General features: G+C 42.2%; 16 protein-coding genes. 6 read left to right on the top strand and 10 right to left on the bottom strand.

All coding sequences use genetic code 11. From position 1 onward, the window contains the following. Nucleotides 1-62: 62 nt before the first annotated feature. The 4 genes from H513_RS0102695 to H513_RS0102710 form a co-directional block, all read right to left on the bottom strand. Nucleotides 63-2066, bottom strand: a complete 2004-nt coding sequence (locus tag H513_RS0102695; protein ID WP_231572103.1) for an alginate lyase family protein — start codon at nt 2064-2066, stop codon at nt 63-65. Between the two features lies 1 nt (nt 2067). Continuing rightward, nucleotides 2068-3159 (bottom strand): dihydrodipicolinate synthase family protein, encoded by a 1092-nt coding sequence (locus H513_RS0102700; RefSeq protein WP_026799322.1) that lies wholly within the window; start codon nt 3157-3159, stop codon nt 2068-2070. After that, nucleotides 3159-4175, bottom strand: coding sequence for an NAD-dependent epimerase/dehydratase family protein (locus tag H513_RS0102705; RefSeq protein WP_026799323.1), 1017 nt, complete (start codon nt 4173-4175; stop codon nt 3159-3161). The genes H513_RS0102700 and H513_RS0102705 overlap by 1 nt, the downstream gene beginning before the upstream one ends. Before the next feature lie 172 nt (nt 4176-4347). After that, entirely contained in the window at nt 4348-5208 is an 861-nt protein-coding gene (locus H513_RS0102710; RefSeq protein ID WP_026799324.1) for a CvfB family protein, read from the bottom strand. 147 nt (nt 5209-5355) lie between these two features. Here H513_RS0102710 and H513_RS0102715 point away from each other — a divergent pair, with 147 nt between their 5' ends. Further along, nucleotides 5356-5790: a YueI family protein gene (locus tag H513_RS0102715; protein ID WP_026799325.1), complete on the top strand. Its 435-nt coding sequence runs from the start codon at nt 5356-5358 to the stop codon at nt 5788-5790. 77 nt (nt 5791-5867) lie between these two features. On the opposite strand, the gene H513_RS0102720 is transcribed toward H513_RS0102715, so the two are convergent. The 3 genes from H513_RS0102720 to H513_RS0102730 all read right to left on the bottom strand — a co-directional run bounded on the left by H513_RS0102720 (nt 5868) and on the right by H513_RS0102730 (nt 10291). After that, nucleotides 5868-7376, bottom strand: coding sequence for an HD domain-containing phosphohydrolase (locus H513_RS0102720; RefSeq protein WP_026799326.1), 1509 nt, complete (start codon nt 7374-7376; stop codon nt 5868-5870). Nucleotides 7377-7488: 112 nt separating this feature from the next. Next, nucleotides 7489-9603 carry a peptidoglycan D,D-transpeptidase FtsI family protein gene (locus tag H513_RS0102725; RefSeq protein WP_026799327.1) on the bottom strand — a complete coding sequence of 705 codons (2115 nt, stop codon included), beginning with the start codon at nt 9601-9603 and terminating at the stop codon, nt 7489-7491. 106 nt (nt 9604-9709) lie between these two features. Then, nucleotides 9710-10291 (bottom strand): hypothetical protein, encoded by a 582-nt coding sequence (locus H513_RS0102730; protein WP_026799328.1) that lies wholly within the window; start codon nt 10289-10291, stop codon nt 9710-9712. 234 nt (nt 10292-10525) lie between these two features. On the opposite strand from H513_RS0102730, the gene H513_RS0102735 reads away from it, so the two are divergent. The 4 genes from H513_RS0102735 to H513_RS0102750 all read left to right on the top strand — a co-directional run bounded on the left by H513_RS0102735 (nt 10526) and on the right by H513_RS0102750 (nt 14057). Continuing rightward, nucleotides 10526-11059, top strand: a complete 534-nt coding sequence (locus H513_RS0102735) for an RNA polymerase sigma factor (RefSeq protein WP_026799329.1) — start codon at nt 10526-10528, stop codon at nt 11057-11059. After that, on the top strand, nt 11040-11768 hold the full coding sequence (locus H513_RS0102740; protein ID WP_026799330.1) for a hypothetical protein: 729 nt from the start codon (nt 11040-11042) through the stop codon (nt 11766-11768). Before H513_RS0102735 ends, H513_RS0102740 begins: the two co-directional genes overlap by 20 nt. Nucleotides 11769-11792: 24 nt before the next feature. Continuing rightward, nucleotides 11793-13688 (top strand): asparagine synthase (glutamine-hydrolyzing), encoded by a 1896-nt coding sequence (gene asnB, locus H513_RS0102745; protein WP_026799331.1) that lies wholly within the window; start codon nt 11793-11795, stop codon nt 13686-13688. Between the two features lie 69 nt (nt 13689-13757). Next, nucleotides 13758-14057, top strand: a complete 300-nt coding sequence (locus tag H513_RS0102750) for a hypothetical protein (protein ID WP_026799332.1) — start codon at nt 13758-13760, stop codon at nt 14055-14057. A 59-nt stretch (nt 14058-14116) separates the two neighbouring features. Here H513_RS0102750 and H513_RS0102755 read toward each other — a convergent pair whose 3' ends face one another. Both H513_RS0102755 and H513_RS0102760 read right to left on the bottom strand, forming a co-directional pair. After that, nucleotides 14117-14701 (bottom strand): DinB family protein, encoded by a 585-nt coding sequence (locus tag H513_RS0102755; protein ID WP_161625283.1) that lies wholly within the window; start codon nt 14699-14701, stop codon nt 14117-14119. A gap of 68 nt (nt 14702-14769) precedes the next feature. Further along, entirely contained in the window at nt 14770-15759 is a 990-nt protein-coding gene (locus tag H513_RS0102760) for a zinc-binding dehydrogenase (protein ID WP_026799334.1), read from the bottom strand. A 301-nt stretch (nt 15760-16060) separates the two neighbouring features. On the opposite strand from H513_RS0102760, the gene H513_RS0102765 reads away from it, so the two are divergent. Next, the gene (locus H513_RS0102765) at nt 16061-17554 is read left to right on the top strand and encodes a peptide MFS transporter (protein WP_026799335.1); all 1494 of its coding nucleotides are present in this window, start codon (nt 16061-16063) and stop codon (nt 17552-17554) included. A gap of 118 nt (nt 17555-17672) precedes the next feature. Here H513_RS0102765 and H513_RS0102770 read toward each other — a convergent pair whose 3' ends face one another. Then, nucleotides 17673-18542 carry a 5'-3' exonuclease gene (locus H513_RS0102770; RefSeq protein ID WP_026799336.1) on the bottom strand — a complete coding sequence of 290 codons (870 nt, stop codon included), beginning with the start codon at nt 18540-18542 and terminating at the stop codon, nt 17673-17675. Nucleotides 18543-18575 lie beyond the last annotated feature (33 nt).

Here is an 18575-nt window from a genome sequence, read left to right on the forward strand (position 1 = left end):
GATGATTTTAGACAGACTCGCCATGATGAAATTAGGTGTGTAGCGGACATCTAGCTATAAGCCTATACTTTCACGACATGAATATCCTTGTCCTCCCGAGCAAAGATCACCTCCCCTGTTGCATGAATTTCATTAAATAAGAAGCTATTTGGGCCTTCATGCGACACGAGAATATGATCGTTTCCCCCTTTATGCGATACAGTTAAGGCAGTGACTTCCTCCTCTAAGAACGTCGTCCCTTTTGTGGATTGTGCTTCAACTTTTTGAAATTGAAGAGGAACATCAGAATGTGAGAAAGGTTCGATGATTGTAATCATGCAGGTCGTTCCGCTACCAGTCGTGGTGAACGTCACTTTAGTTGATGGGTGCTTTTGATTGTAGTGTCTTGAGATGGAGCACTCCGCCTTATTCGTTACCACATTTGTAAGAGAGAGCAGGCGAGCCCCTTTTCCACTAGGGCTAGAAGCAGTTACGCATGTATTGGAAGGATCAACGGAAATGTCTAACGACTCGGCGAAGTGAAAGTGTTCGGTGTACGCATGAGTTGAGTGAGACTTAAATTCATCAATTAACAACCAGTAGTAAGGTTTGACAAACAATAATCGACGCTTGGGATGAACAGGGTCATTAAGCTTCCAATAGCCATCATGGCTCACTTCCACATAATCGTAGATGGATGTCGTCTTAAAATAAGGGGCAATTGGTTGTGCCGCACGTCCCCACGTCCACGAGTCGATATAAGGAGTCATGCCGATTCCATCAACGGTCGCTGTATTATGCTGGAACGCTTCTTTGAAATAAGCCCGATCTTCATTCTCCATGTACGTGTACCTACCCGTATCAATCAGAAAGTCTTCACCAAATAGGGATAACTCCAAATGCATTAAGTCGTCATGACCATGCGCGCGTATGACATCCATATGGCCTACATCAAGAAGTGTATAGTGTGCAGTTTCAGACCAATTTGTCCGTGAAATGGCATAGCCACTTTGTGGAAGATAAATAGAGGTGTAGTCAGGTATAGTTGATTGTAATGCCTCGTATAGAGCGGCTCCTTTCGAACCGAAATACCATATTCCTTCATAATCAAGCGTATTATAGCCTTGACTCTTTAACTCGGAACGCTTGAACAGGCAAGCCCCTCGAGTGAGCACGTCCCTTATATCCGTATCATCGCTATCACTCAACATAGGTTGTTTCCCAGTAGGCTTGATGATGTTTACCGATGCGGTATACAAACGTTTCAGAGAATTTTCTATGGATAGAGGGAGCTCATAGTCGTTAAGTTTCGCAAGCCACACCGACTCAAACAAGCAATGCAACACTTCATGATGATACATAGGACTTTGTTCGTTGTGCATGCCATCCTCAAACACTTGAAGCCGACACATCTTCTCAAGACGTGTAGTCGCAACCTGCAGCCATTCTGGCGATGCTTGTAATTGTGGGAAGCATAACGCAATTTGAAACAACCCATTGGTCTCTAGAAACCCCCAGTTGCTTTGCGCATCATGATTGGTAAAGGCAGTTCGCAAATACCTACCATGTAGAGTCACCGCGTCTAAAAACAATGAATCGAATTCTTGTGTCCACAAGGGAGATTCGCGAATACAGGTGTAGCCCCGAATCCAGTTTGCTATACGAATACCGCTGTCTAACTTCCGCCATGTTGCTTTGACATTGTATTCACGTTTCTGACTATCCTGAATTTCATCGGGTGTAAGCGGATTCTGGCTGATCCAATCTTTCAGTAGTCGTATGAAGGCCTCCGCATACTTCTCATCCTCTGTTAACCAATACGCCTGACCTAATTCATTCATAAACCTCGAGCGGTTCAAATTGACTGTCCATTCGAAGTCTCCTTTATGTTCGTACGTCCAATCAATCTTGTCATAGAACGTCACAGGTGTTTCACATAGCTCCATATCCCAGCGATGAGTAAATATAAACGTATTCTCCGTAGCCAAATTAGCTCGATGCAACACTTCATGGACTTCTAACGGCCAGAGGTCTTTGCACAGTTTAACAATTTGTTCACGGTCTTTCCTTTCATAGAAATAGGCCATGTTACCGCTCCTTCGTAGTAGCTTCCTTGCACTCATGTAGCCAACGAGACCGGTGTTTACTGACGAAAGCATCGTCGGTTAAATGTGGATAAGAAGCGTAGACTCGATCGATTGCTTGTGATTGGCCTTTGCTCAACACTTCCTTCTCACTTAAACAAATTGAAGAAGCAAGTAAGCCTTGGCGCCTCAATACCTCGTTGATTCCTGCAATACACCCTTTAAAATCATGAGCAACATCGAATAATACTGCATTGCAATCTGTTAATTCAATACCTTTTTGCAACAAGGTTAGAGGGATTTCCTTATTCGCCTTTGCAACACGGATTTCTTCGTATAATTCAACCGCCTTGCTGGTCCACACTGCCCATTGTCCAAGTAACCCTCCTGCAAAGTGTTTTGTGACCTGTTCTCCGTTCACTGTAAACGTGTAAGGAGTGAGTAAGTCCGCAACAATGTTGTCATCGTTGCCAGTGTAGAGGGCGACATCATCCCGACGTCTCGACTCACATACAGCTCGAACTACATCGAGTGTCTGGTAGCGATTAAACGGGGCGAGCTTGATAGCAACAACCCCTTCGATCTCAACGAATTCTTTCCAGAACGAATAAGGAAACGTTCGTCCTCCAACAGAAGGCTGGAGGTAAAACCCACATACAGGCAATACGGAAGATAGCTCAGAGATTCGATGAAGATGCTCACGTTCACTATAAGAAGGCAAGCCACCCATACTTACAAGAATGAGGTCGTACCCGTAAGAATACGCAAGTTTGGCTTCCTCCAAGGCTTGCTCAAGGGGTCCGCAAACTCCAGCGATTTTCAAGAATGGCCGTGTTAATCCTGCTCGTTCCACCTCTTCAGAAGCTAAGCGCAACACAGGTTCTAACAATTGAACCTCTGGATCTCGGATTTCAAATTGAGTCGTGTGTACTCCTACGGCAATCCCACCCGCACCACTTTCGATATAGTAGCGGGTTAAAGCTCGTTGCCTTCTCTCATCCAAAGACTTGTCATTGGTTAAGGCGAGTGGATGAGCAGGAATGACAGTACCTTCATGAAGAAGTTTCAGTTGGTCTGTACTTAGCGAAGTGGCCATCAATATTTCCCCTCCCGTTCTTGGAAATGAGTGGGCTTCTGAAGCATCTCCCCCTCTGCTTCAAGCCAGTCTGCTGTTAGAGTAAGCATTTCCCGAATCGTCACAGATGGATACCCGAACCATTGATGTGCTTTTGAGGCGTTACTAAGTAGCGCAGTATCTTGCTCTTTCCCGATGAATAATGGATTCTTCCCAAATCTTTCACCAAACCGTTCTGCAATCCATCGAACAGACAACGTTTCTGGACCTGTCACATTTAAAATTTGAGGAGGCGATTGGCAATGTAAGAAAGCTCGAAGTGCCATTTCATTTGCATCCCCTTGCCAAATGACATTCACATGGCCCATTGACAAATCAATAGGCTGTTCTTGATAGACTGCTTTGGCCAATTCTAGTAAGACCCCATAACGAAGATCAACCGCATAATTTAAACGAAAGTGAAGTTGTTGTGTTCCATATTTGTGTGAGAAGTAGGAAAAAACTCGTTCCCTACCAAGACAAGATTGAGCATATTCTCCATTCGGTTGTACGGAATCTTCTTCTGATACCCCACCATGTGTAATCGAGCTCAACGGGTATACGTTCCCAGTAGAAAACGATACAATTCGTGAGTCTTTGTACTTCTCTGCAATCCTGCCAGGTAAGTAGGAATTCATGGCCCATGTCATATGTTCTTTCCCTGTCGTTCCGAATTTCTGGCCAACCATATACATGATATTTCTGACCTGAGGTAAACGCTGTAACTGCTCTTCATCCAATAAATCGGCCGCTATTGTTTCGATACCATATGCTTCTAACTCTTCTTGAAGAGTTCCATTTCTGAATCGGGAGACTGCCAACACTCGTTTTGAAGAGTCTCCTTCCTTAACCGCGTTATAAGCGAGTTTTGCAAGGGTTGGTCCCATCTTACCTCCAACACCTAGAATCATGATGTCCCCGTCCAGCTGCTCAAGGTCTCGAATAAGCTTATTTGAAGGTCGACTCATCCATTCGTCTAACTCATATCCTGTTCTCATGCACATCCTCCTCCATTCTTCCACTATTTAACGTTAATACTAGTGTAGAGTAGGTCTTGTGCTCAACGTCTTTATAATGTCCTTTATTCCTCCACTTTTCGTAATCATTGCAATGGGAAGTGGAAGTATTGTCTTAATGGAAAGAATCCATAAAAAAAGAGCAGCCAAACGGCTACTCATCTAGAAGATACGTCATTCCATCTTTCTGCTGTATTCGTTTATCCTTCATCAGGCGACCAAGGGCGCGTTTAAAGGCAGCCTTACTAATTTGAAATTCGTCCCGAATTGCGTCTGGATCGCTTTTATCCGTGAATCTCATCTTGCCGCCTTCTTCCTTCAAGTAAGCGAGAATCTCTTCAGCGTCTTTCCCTAAAGCCTCTTCCTTAACTGGACGCAAGGAAAGGTTTAACGAGCCATCCTCTTTCACATCAATAACTCTAGCTGTCATCCATTCACCAAATCGTGGTTCTTCTTTCCGTTCAAGATGGTGGATAAAGCCTCGGTAGCCATCTTCCGTTACAAGGAAAGAACCAATTTGGGTGGAGCGATAGATTCGGCCAGATACACTCTTATGAAGCAGCTCTTTAGGCGCAGTTTCGAAATAATCCTCCATCACCGTTTCGGTAGCTGGCTTAGCCAACAATCGTCCTTTCTTATCCGTAATAAGACGTACGAACACTTCATCACCTGGCTGTGGCCAAAGCGTCTCGAATAGTGGAAGGTCATCTTCTGAAACGAGGATATCCTTCACCGTACCGATATCCACGAACACACCCAACCTTGGCACCACCTCTTTCACAGATACCCAGTTGTAGTCATCGGTTGTAACGGATGGGATGTTCATAGTTCCAACAAGATCCCCACGTTTATTGTGGTAAAGAAAGACCTCTACTTCTTCACCGTTCTCTAGTTCATGTTCTGCTTCGTTATGATGCAACAGCACCTCTTCATCGCCCAACCCAAGCACATAGCCTGTCTCAATCTGGCGAAGTACGTTGCATACCTTTATGGTACCTACTTGCGTGTCTTTCATTGCTTAGCCTACTTCCTTTATTAGATGGTCCTATTATAGCATACGTATAGAAGGAGTTTCGTGCTGTAAAATAAGTGAAACGATTCGTTTTTTTCTGTTAATATAGAAGCGCGGATGGTGACTTACAGAAAAGGAGCGACAACATACATGAGCCAAAAAGATGTAGACGACATTATTCAAGAAGGAATATACGGAAAACGTGAGACGAAGCCTGATGAACGAAGAAGATTCCTCGGAACCATTCGAGAACGAGTTGTGTTGGCACTAACGAAGGGGCAGCTTATGCAAGATAAAGCCCTTCAAGAGCTAGAATCTGCCATGCAAGAACACCGCAATACCACCTTGCTGTTAAATGGAGAAGTGTCTTCCCGATTTATGACAGAAGAAAAGAGATTAGCTGAGAAGTATTCGATTCCATATACTGAAGTCTCAAACCAAGGCACAAGCACAGATCTCGGTGCGGTGCTCACGTACGATTACGCAGTGGATATTGAAGAAATCTTTGTCTCTGATAAAGAAGAAGTAACTCATGAAGAGCCTTCTTTCTTTGACAAGGTAAAGGGATGGTTTAGCGGAAAATAAAGGTATCCCTATATGAGGAATTGTAAAGCCCCGAAGAGTAGCCGTAACTCTTCGGGGCTTTTTAGATCGCCTGATTTCTATTCGAATCCGGCTGCGCTCTCTTTAACTGAGTATGACGTGACGGTCATAAGCTCTAGAAATAGTTCCGCGAAATATGGATCCCATTGTGTACCTTTACCCTCTTCAATGATGCGTAAGGCCTTGTCAATCGGCATTCCCTTCCGATAAGGGCGATCAGAAGTCATAGCATCATAGGCATCTGCCACAGCCATAATCCTACCAAAGATTGGGATATCCTCCCCGCTTAGTTGATCTGGATAGCCTTTCCCATCATAACGCTCGTGATGATGGCGTACCCCAGGTAGAATGGGATGAAGCTCCGCAGGCAGTTGAACCTGTTTCAAGATTCGTTCTCCTATAGCAGGGTGTTGTTGAATAATCGAGAACTCTTCAGCTGTTAGTCTCCCTTCTTTCAATAAGACAGCGTCGCGTACTCCAATCTTCCCAATATCGTGTAGCAGAGCCGATTTCCTTAATAAGTCAATCTGATCTTCTTCCCACCCTGCATAAGTTGCGATTTGTACGCTATAGGCGGCCACACGTTCTGAGTGACCAGCGGTGTAGGGGTCTCGTGCATCTAATGTTGCGGCAAATACAGTGAAGAAGCTTTCAAGCAAAGCTTCATTACGATGATCGCGAACTTTAATGCCCTTCACCATATCGTTAAACCCAGTAACAAGGCTTGAGAATTCATCTGAGTACACGTTGTCTACCTCCCTGAATTCCCCCTTACTCACTGCTTGAAAGGAGTGCTCAAGTTCAAGAATCGGTGATTCCATGTTACGAAACAATAATAAGGCACTAACTAAGGCAATGCACGTGATGGCCGCTACAATCACAGAAGCCCAACTCCAGTATTGTTGTTGAGTATACACACGTCCCTCTGATAAACGAACTTGAGATGCTAACACGAATAATAGTACTGGAAAAAGAGCTGTAAACAGCGTACTCGCTAGTAATTTCCCTTTCATGCTCACCTGTTCCGTTGGTGGCAGAGAGAAAGACAGTGAATAGGAGGAATGCAACGTTCTTAATACGTGCTGGACAGTGCGAGCGGTTAAGTAAAATTCAATAAGTGCATGCATAATGGCAATTAATATAGCCCCTGCCCAGGCATAGACAATATAAATGAGAGGTAAGTCAATCCAACTTCTTTCAATACATACGTAAGCAACAAGTGATGCAGGTACAGACAATCCGAACAAGTGAGGACCTAAAATACGCTTCACCGTTAACATTGGGAAACGATGGAGTTGAATGTAGGCTCTATGGACTGTGTCTCTATCCGTTTGTTCACCTACAAGCCATTTCTTAATTGGTTCAACATGCCGAAAGTATGAACGTAATTCCAAGACCCCCATTATTCCTACAGAGCCTACCATAATCAAGATGAGAAGGACGATTTCATTTAAGGTAAGCGTCAGTGTATGAAAGATAAATAGACTACCAACGCCAAAGACCGCGATAAGCGATCCGAAGACGTAGTTCAGAAACATACTTCTTTGAAAAGACTGAAATGTGGTCATCGTATACACTCCTTATAACTAAATATTATTCGACAATTGTCTCCAATCTCCTTCATCCCATACTAAAGAAACACCTCTCCATGTTAGAGAGGTGTTTCTAAATTGTTCCGTCTTATTCGGCAGTTTCGTCAGAACTTCCTTCTTGTTCCTCCTCTTCCTCTTTCGGCTTTTCCTCACCACGTTTATAAAATTCATCTAGGATACGTTCACCAATAAGCTTGTTAATACTGTGGTCCGCTTTAATGCCCACATAAGGAACAACAACAGCAAAGGCAACATCAGGCTGGTCGAGGCTCTTCTCTGAAGCATATCCAACCAATGTTAAGTTTTCTTTATCAACACCATAATAAGTCTCATCTCCGCGGTCTAGCCATTTTTTCGTTTGAGCCGTTCCGGTTTTACCTGCTGCAACATAAGGTTTGTTATTAAAGTATCCACTCGCTGTACCTTTAGAAGAGTTGAACACTAAGGAAAAGCCCTTTTTCACATGGTTAATGTGATCCTGGCTAATGGACAAACGATTTAACACAGTTGTCTCCATCCCTCTTACGACAGGTCCTAACTTACCCTGTTCTGATTCTGGAGCGCGGATTTCCTTAACAATTTGAGGCGCTATGCGATAGCCCCCATTCCCAATTGTTGCAACGTACTGGGCAAGTTGCATAGAAGTATATCCAGTATACTGGCCGATGTAGTGATCCATCGCTTGACCTGCAATCGTATCTTTCGGATCAGCTTTAACTCCAACTGACTCTTCTGGGTACATATCAACTCCGGTTTTCACACCCAATCCAAATTGATTGAAGTAATTGACACCTTTTTGGTAACTTCCTCTTTCATAGCTTATCGTCTGATTTGGGACGTAATTAGGGTTCCCCATGATACGCATTCCAATCTTCCACATGTAAGAGTTTGAAGATAGCTCCAGTGCTTGCAATTCATTAATTGTACCTAGATTCTTATATGAGGATTTGGATTGACTTCCTGCGATATAAATGGTTTCGTCTTTGAGATAGGTATTCTTTGAGATTACTCCTGTGTCTAGGCCAGTAAGAACGCTTGCTCCCTTAACTGTAGAACCAGGCAAGTAAGCATTATAAAGGTTTATGTTCGGAACGTTGTCAAATTCACCGTCTTCTCGGTCGTAGTGCTGTCCCGCCATTGCATAAATTTCACCTGTGTTTGGGTCAAGAACGACAGCCATTGCTTTATCCATTAAGCGGTTTTCGTAAGGGTCTTTTTGGATAGCTTTCAGAAATTCTTCTTGTAAGATTTCATCCACTTTCTTCTGGTATTCAAGATCAATGGATAATACTAAGTCGTTCCCTGGGACTCCCTCGTGCACGACTTTTGAGTTTATAAGATTACCAGCTTTATCTGTCGTATGTTCAACGACTTCTTTCTGACCAGCAAGGTCCATTTCGTATTTTCGTTCAATTCCACTTGTACCTACACGGTCATCCAAGCTATAGTTTCTTGAGACAAAGAAGTCCTTCTCTTCTTTCGGAATCCCTTCTTTAAATGAACCAATTGTATCCGCAAATGTTTCTCCATTTGGCCTAGAGCGTTCATAATCGGTTCGAACATCAACACCTGGAAGTTCATACAAATGTTCAGCTACCTTCGCATACTCTTCCTTCGTCACACTTTTGTCTTTCACCGAATGAGGGGAAAGAGCATACGCCTTGAGGAATTCATGAAGAATTGCCACTTCTTCTTTCTCTTGATCCGTAAGCTTAATGTCTTCTTCCTTCACACGGTCCATGAGTAGTTGGTAAGCACCCTCCTGTGCTTTCTCATCTTTCGTCAAGTAACCCTTATACGGATCTTTCTCTGTCAATTCTTTCGAAAGATACCAATAGTCCTTCTTATCTCGAACGGAAATGTCGTCAATCGCATCTTGTGGCATTTCAATATGAGCTGCTAATTTCTTAGCCACTTCCAGTTTTTGAGTTTGAGAGGTTGCTTGAGTTGGTGTATACGTAATCACGTATTTCGGATTGTTCTGTACGATAGGACTTCCATGCCGATCGAATATCTCACCTCTAGGAACTGGGATACGTGTCGTCACGTGTTCTTTCTTATTGATCTCTTCCTTCAAATCTTCCCCATTCAGGATTTGAACGACCCCAAGTTGAAGAACAAGGGTACTAAAGAGGATGAACACAATTAGGAACAGCATATTTATTCGAAATGGAATATGTGTTTTATTTTTCTTTTTCTTCATGCAATCTCCCTTATCCACCATTTTTTTCAACTTCATTGTATCATGAAAGGTGTCCTACTCGACAGACGCTATTTATTAATAGAAAAAGACACCCTTTAAGGTGTCTTTATTCTTTCTCTTTCTCTGTCACCGTTACTTCAACGTGATTGATTTGATCTAAAATCTTGTACTCATTATCCCGTAATTCTGCACTATTCTCGATAAAGTAGGAATTACCTTTACTATCTTCCAATTCATAGCCTTCTAAAGAAATTTGAGAACGATCGTTGATTATGACTTTCTCCACTCGCGTGACGTCTTCCCAAGCTAAATGAGTAGCTGAGAACTCACCTAGTTGTCGGTAATGAATGCCATCGTCTTGAACGTACATATAAGAATGGATAGCCAAATAATACGTTCCTACAAGAATTGGTACAACCCATATGTAATGGAACAAAGAGAACTTCTTATCCTTGTATTCTGTCCTTATCTTCGCGAATAAGAGGACCAGAAGTGTCACTCCTGATGCAACTAAGCCGATGACTCCAGTGATATAGGCTGAAAATGGTGTTACAAACATCCAGTGTTCCTTCGAGAAGAATAATACGTCTTGAATCGTCGGAACAAGAATAAACGGTAGAATCATACTCGAGATAAACGTTATGACTGTGAGCGCAATCAATACTCCATTCGACTGCTCATGTTGCATCAAATTCCCCATCCCCCTTCAACTATTCCCATTATATACCACAACGCCTGCTGTGAAAGGGAATTTACGGAATAATTTACCGAAAATACCGTCATCTCCTCCCGAATAATGTTAAGATTTAGCTAGCAACGTTTGATTTTCCATTCGTTCTAAATTTTATTTCTTCTGTTGAAAACTTTTAACGGGAAATGGTCGTATAGAAGGTGAGAACGTAATTAAAGGAGAGAGGCCACCTTGCTCCATACAGAAGCTCGCCTAATCACCAAGATTAAAAAGGGCAACCATTCGGCCTTTAAGAAGTTATACGAAATACATGCAACGTACGCTTTACAACTGGCATTTGCTTTAACAAAGAATCATAGCGATGCTTCTGATATTGTTCAAGAAGCATTTGTCAAAGTGTATCGCCATGTCGAATCTTTCGACACTTCAAAGGCATTTAAACCTTGGCTATACTCCATTGTAATGAATGAGGCTAAGGATTATATGCGAAAGAATCGAAAAGTGACCGTAGTACCTATAGATGAGGAACATATTGAGGCGAAAGGAATTGAATCGCCCGTAGAGGATTTATACGAAGCCCTCGACTACTTACAGCCGATTCATCGCGAAGTCATCGTATTGAAGTATTTAAATGGTTTCCAAGAGAAAGAAGTTGCAGAAATCTTAAATGAGAACCTGAACACAATTAAATCCAGACTTTATAAAGGCAGGCGTCAGCTAAAAATGCTTTTAGGAGAGATCGATAATGAACAAGAAATCTATTGACGAACAACTTAGACAGAATTTGAGATCTCACCAGAACAGTGTTCATCGGTTAAAACGTGAAACGTGGAATCGAATTGAAACAGAGTTATTTCCAAAAAAACGGAGGAACCGACGAAACCTCCTAATTGCATTAGCAACGTCCGTTGTGGTTACTGCTGGGGCCACTGTTACAGAACCAGGTCAAGCGGTCGTACAAAGTCTGACGGAACGATTTCTGAACGAACAAACAATTGATAATGAAATGGAAGGTATGAGTGAAACAAATACCTTCACCCTAGAAGCTAATGAAGAGTGGAGTTACGTCATCTATATTGATGAAGAACGATATGCACTCCAATCAGTCGAACAGTCTGACCTTATTGTGCCTTCCCCACCGATTAATGAAGACGTGCCTGAGGTATCGATGGAAATCTTAAAGACAAACCGAACTAAAGAACAAGAACTAAACCATATTTACGAAGAGTTACAACGTAAAGAGATGGACGTTACAAGTCAGCAACAAGTATCAGAACCTGTGGTGGCTACAAAGATAACCGCGATGGCTCAAGGGGTGCAGGAATGGAACTCACCCATACGCATCTATTACATTATGGAGCCTGAAGAAGGGACACTCTATGTCATTAAGCAAGCGTTCTTTCTAGAAGCGACAGAAGGACATGGGCAACGGTTTGATGACATGTTACAGACATTTGAAGCAATCAAGAAATAATAGAAATGAAGGTAGGCGGATTTTATGTGCGGATTTATTGGAATCCTTCGTAATCAACAACAAGATGAGAAATTATTTGAACAACGAAATAATGCTATCCAACACCGAGGACCCGACGATGAAGGGTATTATCATGATGAGCACATTTCTCTCGGCTTTCGCCGACTAAGCATCATTGATGTAGAAAGTGGTCATCAACCTTTCCACTTTGAAGATGAGAGATACTGGATGGTATTCAATGGAGAGATTTATAACTACGTAGAACTTCGTGAGGAATTGAAAGAAAAAGGTTATTCCTTCCGAACAGAGTCTGATACAGAAGTCATTGCTGTTCTATTTCAAGACCAAGGTGTAGAAGCCTTTTCTATGCTCCGAGGGATGTTCGCCATTGTTATTTGGGATAAGCATGACCAGAAAGTCTATGGAGCTCGTGACCCATTCGGTATTAAGCCGCTCTTCTATAAACAGACCGAGGAAGAAACTATGTTTGGTTCAGAGAAGAAGAGTCTCACCCTTTACGATGAACAACAACAAGTAAATAGAGAGGCTCTCCAGCACTATTTAAGTTACCAGTACGTTCCTGAACCGATGACGATGAACGACGGCATTCATAAAGTGGAACCTGGTCATTACTTTACTGGTGAAAGCGGAAAGGAACTTACCTTTACCCGTTACTTTAAAGCGAACTTCCACCCTATCAAGGCGGAAGAAAAGACGCTGATTCGAGATTTGCAAGAAGTGTTACTTGATTCTGTAGGTGTGCATATGCGAAGTGACGTACCTGTTGGTTCTTTCCTTTCAGGTGGCATCGACTCCTCGATAATCGTATCACTAGCTAAAGAGTACAATCCGAATCTCCATACGTTCTCAGTCGGCTTTGAGCATGAAGGCTATTCAGAGGTTGATGTCGCTCGTGAAACTGCAGATAAACTAAACCTAAAGAATACAGCTTACATCATCACACCTGAAGAGTATGTGAAGAAGCTTCCAAAGATAATGTGGCACATGGATGATCCACTAGCGGACCCGGCTTGTGTTCCTCTTTACTTTGTATCTCGGGAAGCACGTAAACACGTAACCGTTGTCTTATCTGGGGAAGGTGCAGATGAGTTGTTCGGTGGCTACAACATCTACAGAGAACCAGAATCGTTAAAGATGTTTGATTCAATGCCAAATGGCCTTAAGAAATCATTAAATAAAATGGCTACACTTATACCAGAGGGTGTTAAAGGAAAGAGCTTTATTGAAAGAGGGACAACCCCTCTTCGCGAACGTTATATTGGCAACGCGAAGATGTTTGAAGAAAGCGAAAAGCAATCCTTCATGAAACACACTTCTTCTCTTACACGCTATCAAGACTTAACTACTAACCTATTTGACGACGTAAGTCACTTACACCCTGTCAATCAAATGCAGTACGTTGACATTCATACATGGCTACGTGGTGACATTTTGTTGAAAGCAGATAAGATGACGATGGCGAATTCTTTAGAATTGAGAGTTCCATTCCTTGATAAGGAAGTCTTCAAGCTTGCTAGTAAGATTGGACATGAAGCAAAGATTGCAGACGGTACAACGAAAGCAATTCTACGTAAAGCAGCCCGCGGAATTGTACCAGACCACGTGCTTGACCGTAAGAAGCTAGGATTCCCTGTACCCATTCGTCATTGGCTACGGCATGAACTATATGACTGGGCTAAGCAGTTGATTCAAACTAGTCAAACCGATGATTATCTTCATAAACCGGCAATCCTTCAGATGTTAGAAGACCATGTGCAACAAAAAGGAGACTATTCTCGAAAGCTATGGACTGTGCTTATGTTCATGCTATGGCATCAAGTACATGTTGAGCGTCTTTATGACATAGAAGAGTTAAAAAGAGAGGATTACTCAGGGAGCAAAATTCTTCAATACTCTTAAGCTGTCTTTTAACAAACGTGGTTCTCCGTTATAATAGTAGATTGAACGATTGATAAAGGAGCTATAAGTGTGAATTCTAAAGATATTGAAGATAAAATTGTTGAGAACTATCGCCAAGATGAAAATATGATGATCCTCGTTTTTGCCCAGTGGTGCGTCAATCAAGATTTAGATCCTGTAGCCTTATACAAGCAAGCCTATCCTGATCAGGGAGAGAATACTTCTCTTCAACAAGGTGTTGCGTTAACTGTTTCTAAACAGGAATCTGAGCACATTCCTGACCAAACTTTACTCGGGGTTTTATCTCTCTTTGGTAATGACGACCTCGCATTTGTTGTGAATGAAGTCATCCAGAACCGTAAGAACTAATATCCATAAGCTAAGAAAGGGCAAGGGTACGCGATGTACACCTTGCCTTTTCTTTGTGATTATGAATGACGGATTGTGCGTTTTAACCCTTTAATTAATCCAATATGTTCACTTTCATGATAGAGGGTGAAAAGAAGCATTTCTCCTACAGTCTCAAACGTGTACGGTCCTGGTTGAAACGGTTCTCTTAACGACTCGGATGTGCTCCCTTTCAAGTCGTTTAACAGACGTTCTTTTTGTTCTGTTAACTGTTGACGGAGCTCATGGAGTGATGGACCTTTGACCTCCCATTGGTCAGGATGAGTACCACCACCGAACAAAGTCGGGTAATCTTCTGGAATAACAGGGGTACGACCAGATTTAGCAAATACGAGGTATTCAACAGACAAGTATGTATGACCTAGTTGCCAGCGTAGTGAGTTCGGAAAACCATTCGGAATAATATCCGCTTCCGTCTCTTCAATATCCTTAATCTCGTTCAACAAGACAGAGCGCATCATGTCTAATTGTTTGACTACCATTTCTTCATTCATTACGATTCCTCCTTCACGTTTCTCCACTCTATTGTATCGTTCATCATGGGATTTAGCATGGATTTGTTCTAGGTCAGAGGTAGGATTTTGTAGTGGGAATTCGACAATCACGACGGAATACTCCCGAAAATGCTCCATAAAAAAGAGCACTCCATGGCAGGAGTACTCTGTCGTTATGATTATATGGTGAAACCGATCTTTCCAAAGTTCTTGCTTTCTTTCATATACGTAAATGCCTCATTAAATTGATCTAGCGGGAACATGCGGTCTACTTCAGGCTTTATGTCATGCTTCTCAATAAATTGGAGCATGTCACGGAACTCTTCTCTACTTCCCATTGTAGTTCCTAGCAAGTTGTACTGACCGTAGAAGAATTTGCGGATGTCAATTTCAACGGTGTCTTCTGTTGTTGCACCAAATGTTACAACCGTTCCGCCGCGTCTTACGATACCAAGTGATTTATCAAAGGTTGCTTTCCCAATACTCTCAATGACAATATCCACTTCTTCATCACGCAATGCCTCGTTCCAATCTTCGTTCGTATCAATCGCTTTGTCTGCTCCAAGTTCAAGAGCAGCAGCACGCTTCTCTTCACTTCTAGAAGTCACAATTGTGCGCATGCCACTTGCTTTAGCAAATTTAAGGATAAAGGTGAGTACACCACTTCCGATTCCCGGAAGTAGGACTGTATCTCCTTCCTTTGCTCCAGCCCGTGTAAAGAGGGCACGAAAGCCTGTTAGTGCAGCTAATGCTAACGTCCCCGCCTCCTCAAACGTTAAGTGAGACGGCTTCTTCTCGACTTGTTCGGATGAGATTGAAATCATTTCTGCGAATGTTCCGTGGTCTGGCAATCCTAAGATTTCAAATCCTTTGGGAGGTGCATCTGATTTGGCATTCCAACCTAGTGCAGGATTAATAATTACCTCGTCTCCTACTTGGACGTTTTGTACTTTCTGTCCAATCTCTGTAACGATGCCAGCACCGTCTGAACCAAGTATAAGACCAGGGTCATCCGTCTTATGGCGATTGGTAATCGCTAAATCTCTTCGGTTCATGCCTGCTGTCTTCAATTGAACTTTAACCATATGTTCATGAATGGGTTGTTCTTCCATATCTCGATAACTTAGTCCTTCAAATCCAGCAATTCCTTCATGTACGATCGCTTTCATATGTATAATCCCCTCCATACGTATTTGTCACTAGTGTACACAAGACACAAGGATAACAAAACTAAAGACCCTTACGCTATTCTTTCACTCGTAGTTAGGATATGTATATTTATGATTTTATATCGGCTCTCTATAAGTTTTCAAAATACTTAAAGTAGCCTTTCTATTCATATGAAACCCTTTTCTATTGTATAAAAATCATTCAATCACAAAGCATACGAATATTTATGTATGAATCTATTAAAATATTTTGACTGATTTATAGGACAACTAGTAAGATATACAAATAGGAGGTAGAATTATGTCGAAATATAGCAAAGAAGAAATTGTAAATAGCGTTCCTCAGAAAGGATTCTTCGGACATCCTAAAGGCTTATTTACATTATTCTTCACTGAGTTTTGGGAGCGTTTTTCCTACTATGGAATGCGCGCAATCTTGCTTTATTACATGTACTATGAAGTAACCCAGGGAGGCCTTGGACTCGATCAATCAACAGCAGCATCGATTATGGCAATTTACGGCGCCCTGGTTTATATGTCTGGTATAATTGGTGGTTGGGTAGCGGACCGGTTACTAGGAGGTTCTGACACAATCTTCTATGGAGGCGTCCTTATTATGGTGGGGCATATCGTCTTGTCTCTACCGGGTAGCTTAACCGCATTCTTTGTCTCGATGATCTTCATCGTTGTTGGTACTGGTTTGTTAAAGCCGAACGTATCTAGTGTCGTCGGTGATATGTACAGTACAAATGATTATCGACGCGATGCAGGATTTAGTATTTTCTATATGGGTATCAATTTAGGAGCCTTTCTTTCTCCACTTGTTGTTGGTACTGTTGGATTAGGTATTAGCTTCCATCTTGGGTTTGCCCTTGCTGCTGTTGGTATGTTCTTTGGATTAATTACATACATGGTGACCAGAAAGAAAAATCTAGGTTTAGCAGGTAAGCAAGTGCCGAATCCTCTTACTCCTGATGAGCGAGGTCGTGTGGCTAAACGCCTAATCAGTGGAGTGGTCGTGTTAGCGTTAATACTTACCGTATCTATTATGACCGGAGTGCTTACCATTAATCGTTTAACACTCCTAGTCAGCATACTCGGGATTGTTATTCCAGTAGCTTATTTCACAGTCATGCTTCGAAGTGACAAGACCACTGCAGACGAGCGTTCACGTGTAATTGCCTATATTCCGCTCTTTATTGCTGCGATGGTCTTCTGGGCAATTCAAGAACAAGGGGCTATTATCCTTGCTCAATATGCCGACCAACGAACAAACTTAAACTTCCTTGGTATGACGATTCAGCCAGCCTGGTTCCAATCCCTGAATCCGCTCTTTATCATCTTCCTTGCACCTGTATTTGCTTGGTTGTGGACGAAACTTGGAAGTAAGCAGCCAACAACGCCGAAGAAATTCTCTTATGGCCTAATTTTCGCGGGACTTTCCTTCGTGGTTATGCTATTTCCTGCCTATTTCAACGGAACTGAGACATTAGCGAACCCGTTATGGCTTGTACTTAGCTTCTTCCTTGTTGTTATTGGTGAATTACTCTTATCGCCAGTTGGGCTTTCTACGACAACAAAGCTTGCTCCTGTCGCATTCTCGTCTCAGACGATGAGTCTATGGTTCTTAACGAGCGCTTCTGGTCAAGCAATGAATGCTCAACTTGTTAAGTTATATAATGCGGACACAGAGATTGCTTACTTCGGAATTATTGGTGCAGTATCCATTGTCATTGGACTACTCCTTTATTTCTTCGCTCCTCGCATTCAAACCTTTATGCGTGGCGTAAATTAATAATGAATGAAAAGCCGGATCCTTTAGGATTCGGCTTTCTTCGTATAGAGTACATAAAAAGACGCCTAGAGAAATACTTCTCTAGGCGTTTAGTGCTCAATTAAATAAGTAAGAAGAGTTAAATTGTCATTAACTGGTCAATACGTTTGAACTCAAGTTCTTCAAACTTTGCTCTTACTTTGTCATGATTCATGTTTAATACAGCTGTATCCAAATGGCAGTCTACTGGCACTTCACAATAGATGGCCGCAAGACTCCTTGAGAGATAGAGCATGTCCAACCCTTCTTTGATTTTCTTCTTTTGTGACTTTGTTAACGAGTCCAGGTTAGCAAGAATCCCCTCAATTGAACCATAGTCTTTAATAAGCTTTAGAGCTGTTTTCTCGCCAATCCCTTTCACTCCAGGATAATTGTCGCTAGAATCACCCATTAGAGCCTTTAAATCCACAATTTGATCTGGTGTGATGCCTTTTTCCTCATAGTAAGTCGTTGGATTATATTCCGCGTAGTTCCCGTAACCTTTCTTAAGTAGAACCACTGTCGTACGGTCTGTAGCAACTTGTAGGATATCTTGGTCTCCTGTAAGGATGGAGACGTTTGCTTCTTTGTCGTATTGACTTGCTAATGTTCCAATACAATCATCAGCTTCATATCCCTTTAATCCAACGTTTGGGATATCCATAGCTTCTACCACTTCTTTCACTAGGTCAAATTGTGGGATAAGCTGTTCAGGCGGCTCGCTTCGGTTGCTTTTATAATCTTGAAATGTTTCGTTTCGGAACGTCTTACTTCCCATATCCCAGCATACGACTACGTGGGTAGGTTCATACGTACGCATCGCCGTATATAAATGCTTCACGAATCCGTGTATAGCGTTTGTAGGGATCCCTTTACTATTAATCATATAATATCCACTCATTGCTGTTGCATAGAAAGACCGAAATAGCAGTGCCATTCCGTCAACTAGTAAGACATGATTCTTATTCATTCAGTATCGCTCCTTTTTCGCATACACCTAGTT

Source organism: Pontibacillus halophilus JSM 076056 = DSM 19796, from assembly GCF_000425205.1.
GTDB lineage: Bacteria > Bacillota > Bacilli > Bacillales > BH030062 > Pontibacillus_A > Pontibacillus_A halophilus.

Coding starts and splice junctions, on each gene's coding strand:
- H513_RS0102725 (WP_026799327.1), bottom strand. CDS start 9,603: ATGAAGAAAAAGAAAAATAAAACACATATTCCATTTCGAATAAATATG.
- H513_RS0102770 (WP_026799336.1), bottom strand. CDS start 18,542: ATGAATAAGAATCATGTCTTACTAGTTGACGGAATGGCACTGCTATTT.
- H513_RS0102710 (WP_026799324.1), bottom strand. CDS start 5,208: ATGAAAGACACGCAAGTAGGTACCATAAAGGTATGCAACGTACTTCGC.
- H513_RS0102760 (WP_026799334.1), bottom strand. CDS start 15,759: ATGAAAGCGATCGTACATGAAGGAATTGCTGGATTTGAAGGACTAAGT.
- H513_RS0102740 (WP_026799330.1), top strand. CDS start 11,040: ATGAACAAGAAATCTATTGACGAACAACTTAGACAGAATTTGAGATCT.
- asnB (WP_026799331.1), top strand. CDS start 11,793: ATGTGCGGATTTATTGGAATCCTTCGTAATCAACAACAAGATGAGAAA.
- H513_RS0102720 (WP_026799326.1), bottom strand. CDS start 7,376: ATGACCACATTTCAGTCTTTTCAAAGAAGTATGTTTCTGAACTACGTC.
- H513_RS0102700 (WP_026799322.1), bottom strand. CDS start 3,159: ATGGCCACTTCGCTAAGTACAGACCAACTGAAACTTCTTCATGAAGGT.
- H513_RS0102765 (WP_026799335.1), top strand. CDS start 16,061: ATGTCGAAATATAGCAAAGAAGAAATTGTAAATAGCGTTCCTCAGAAA.
- H513_RS0102730 (WP_026799328.1), bottom strand. CDS start 10,291: ATGCAACATGAGCAGTCGAATGGAGTATTGATTGCGCTCACAGTCATA.
- H513_RS0102695 (WP_231572103.1), bottom strand. CDS start 2,066: ATGGCCTATTTCTATGAAAGGAAAGACCGTGAACAAATTGTTAAACTG.
- H513_RS0102715 (WP_026799325.1), top strand. CDS start 5,356: ATGAGCCAAAAAGATGTAGACGACATTATTCAAGAAGGAATATACGGA.
- H513_RS0102705 (WP_026799323.1), bottom strand. CDS start 4,175: ATGAGAACAGGATATGAGTTAGACGAATGGATGAGTCGACCTTCAAAT.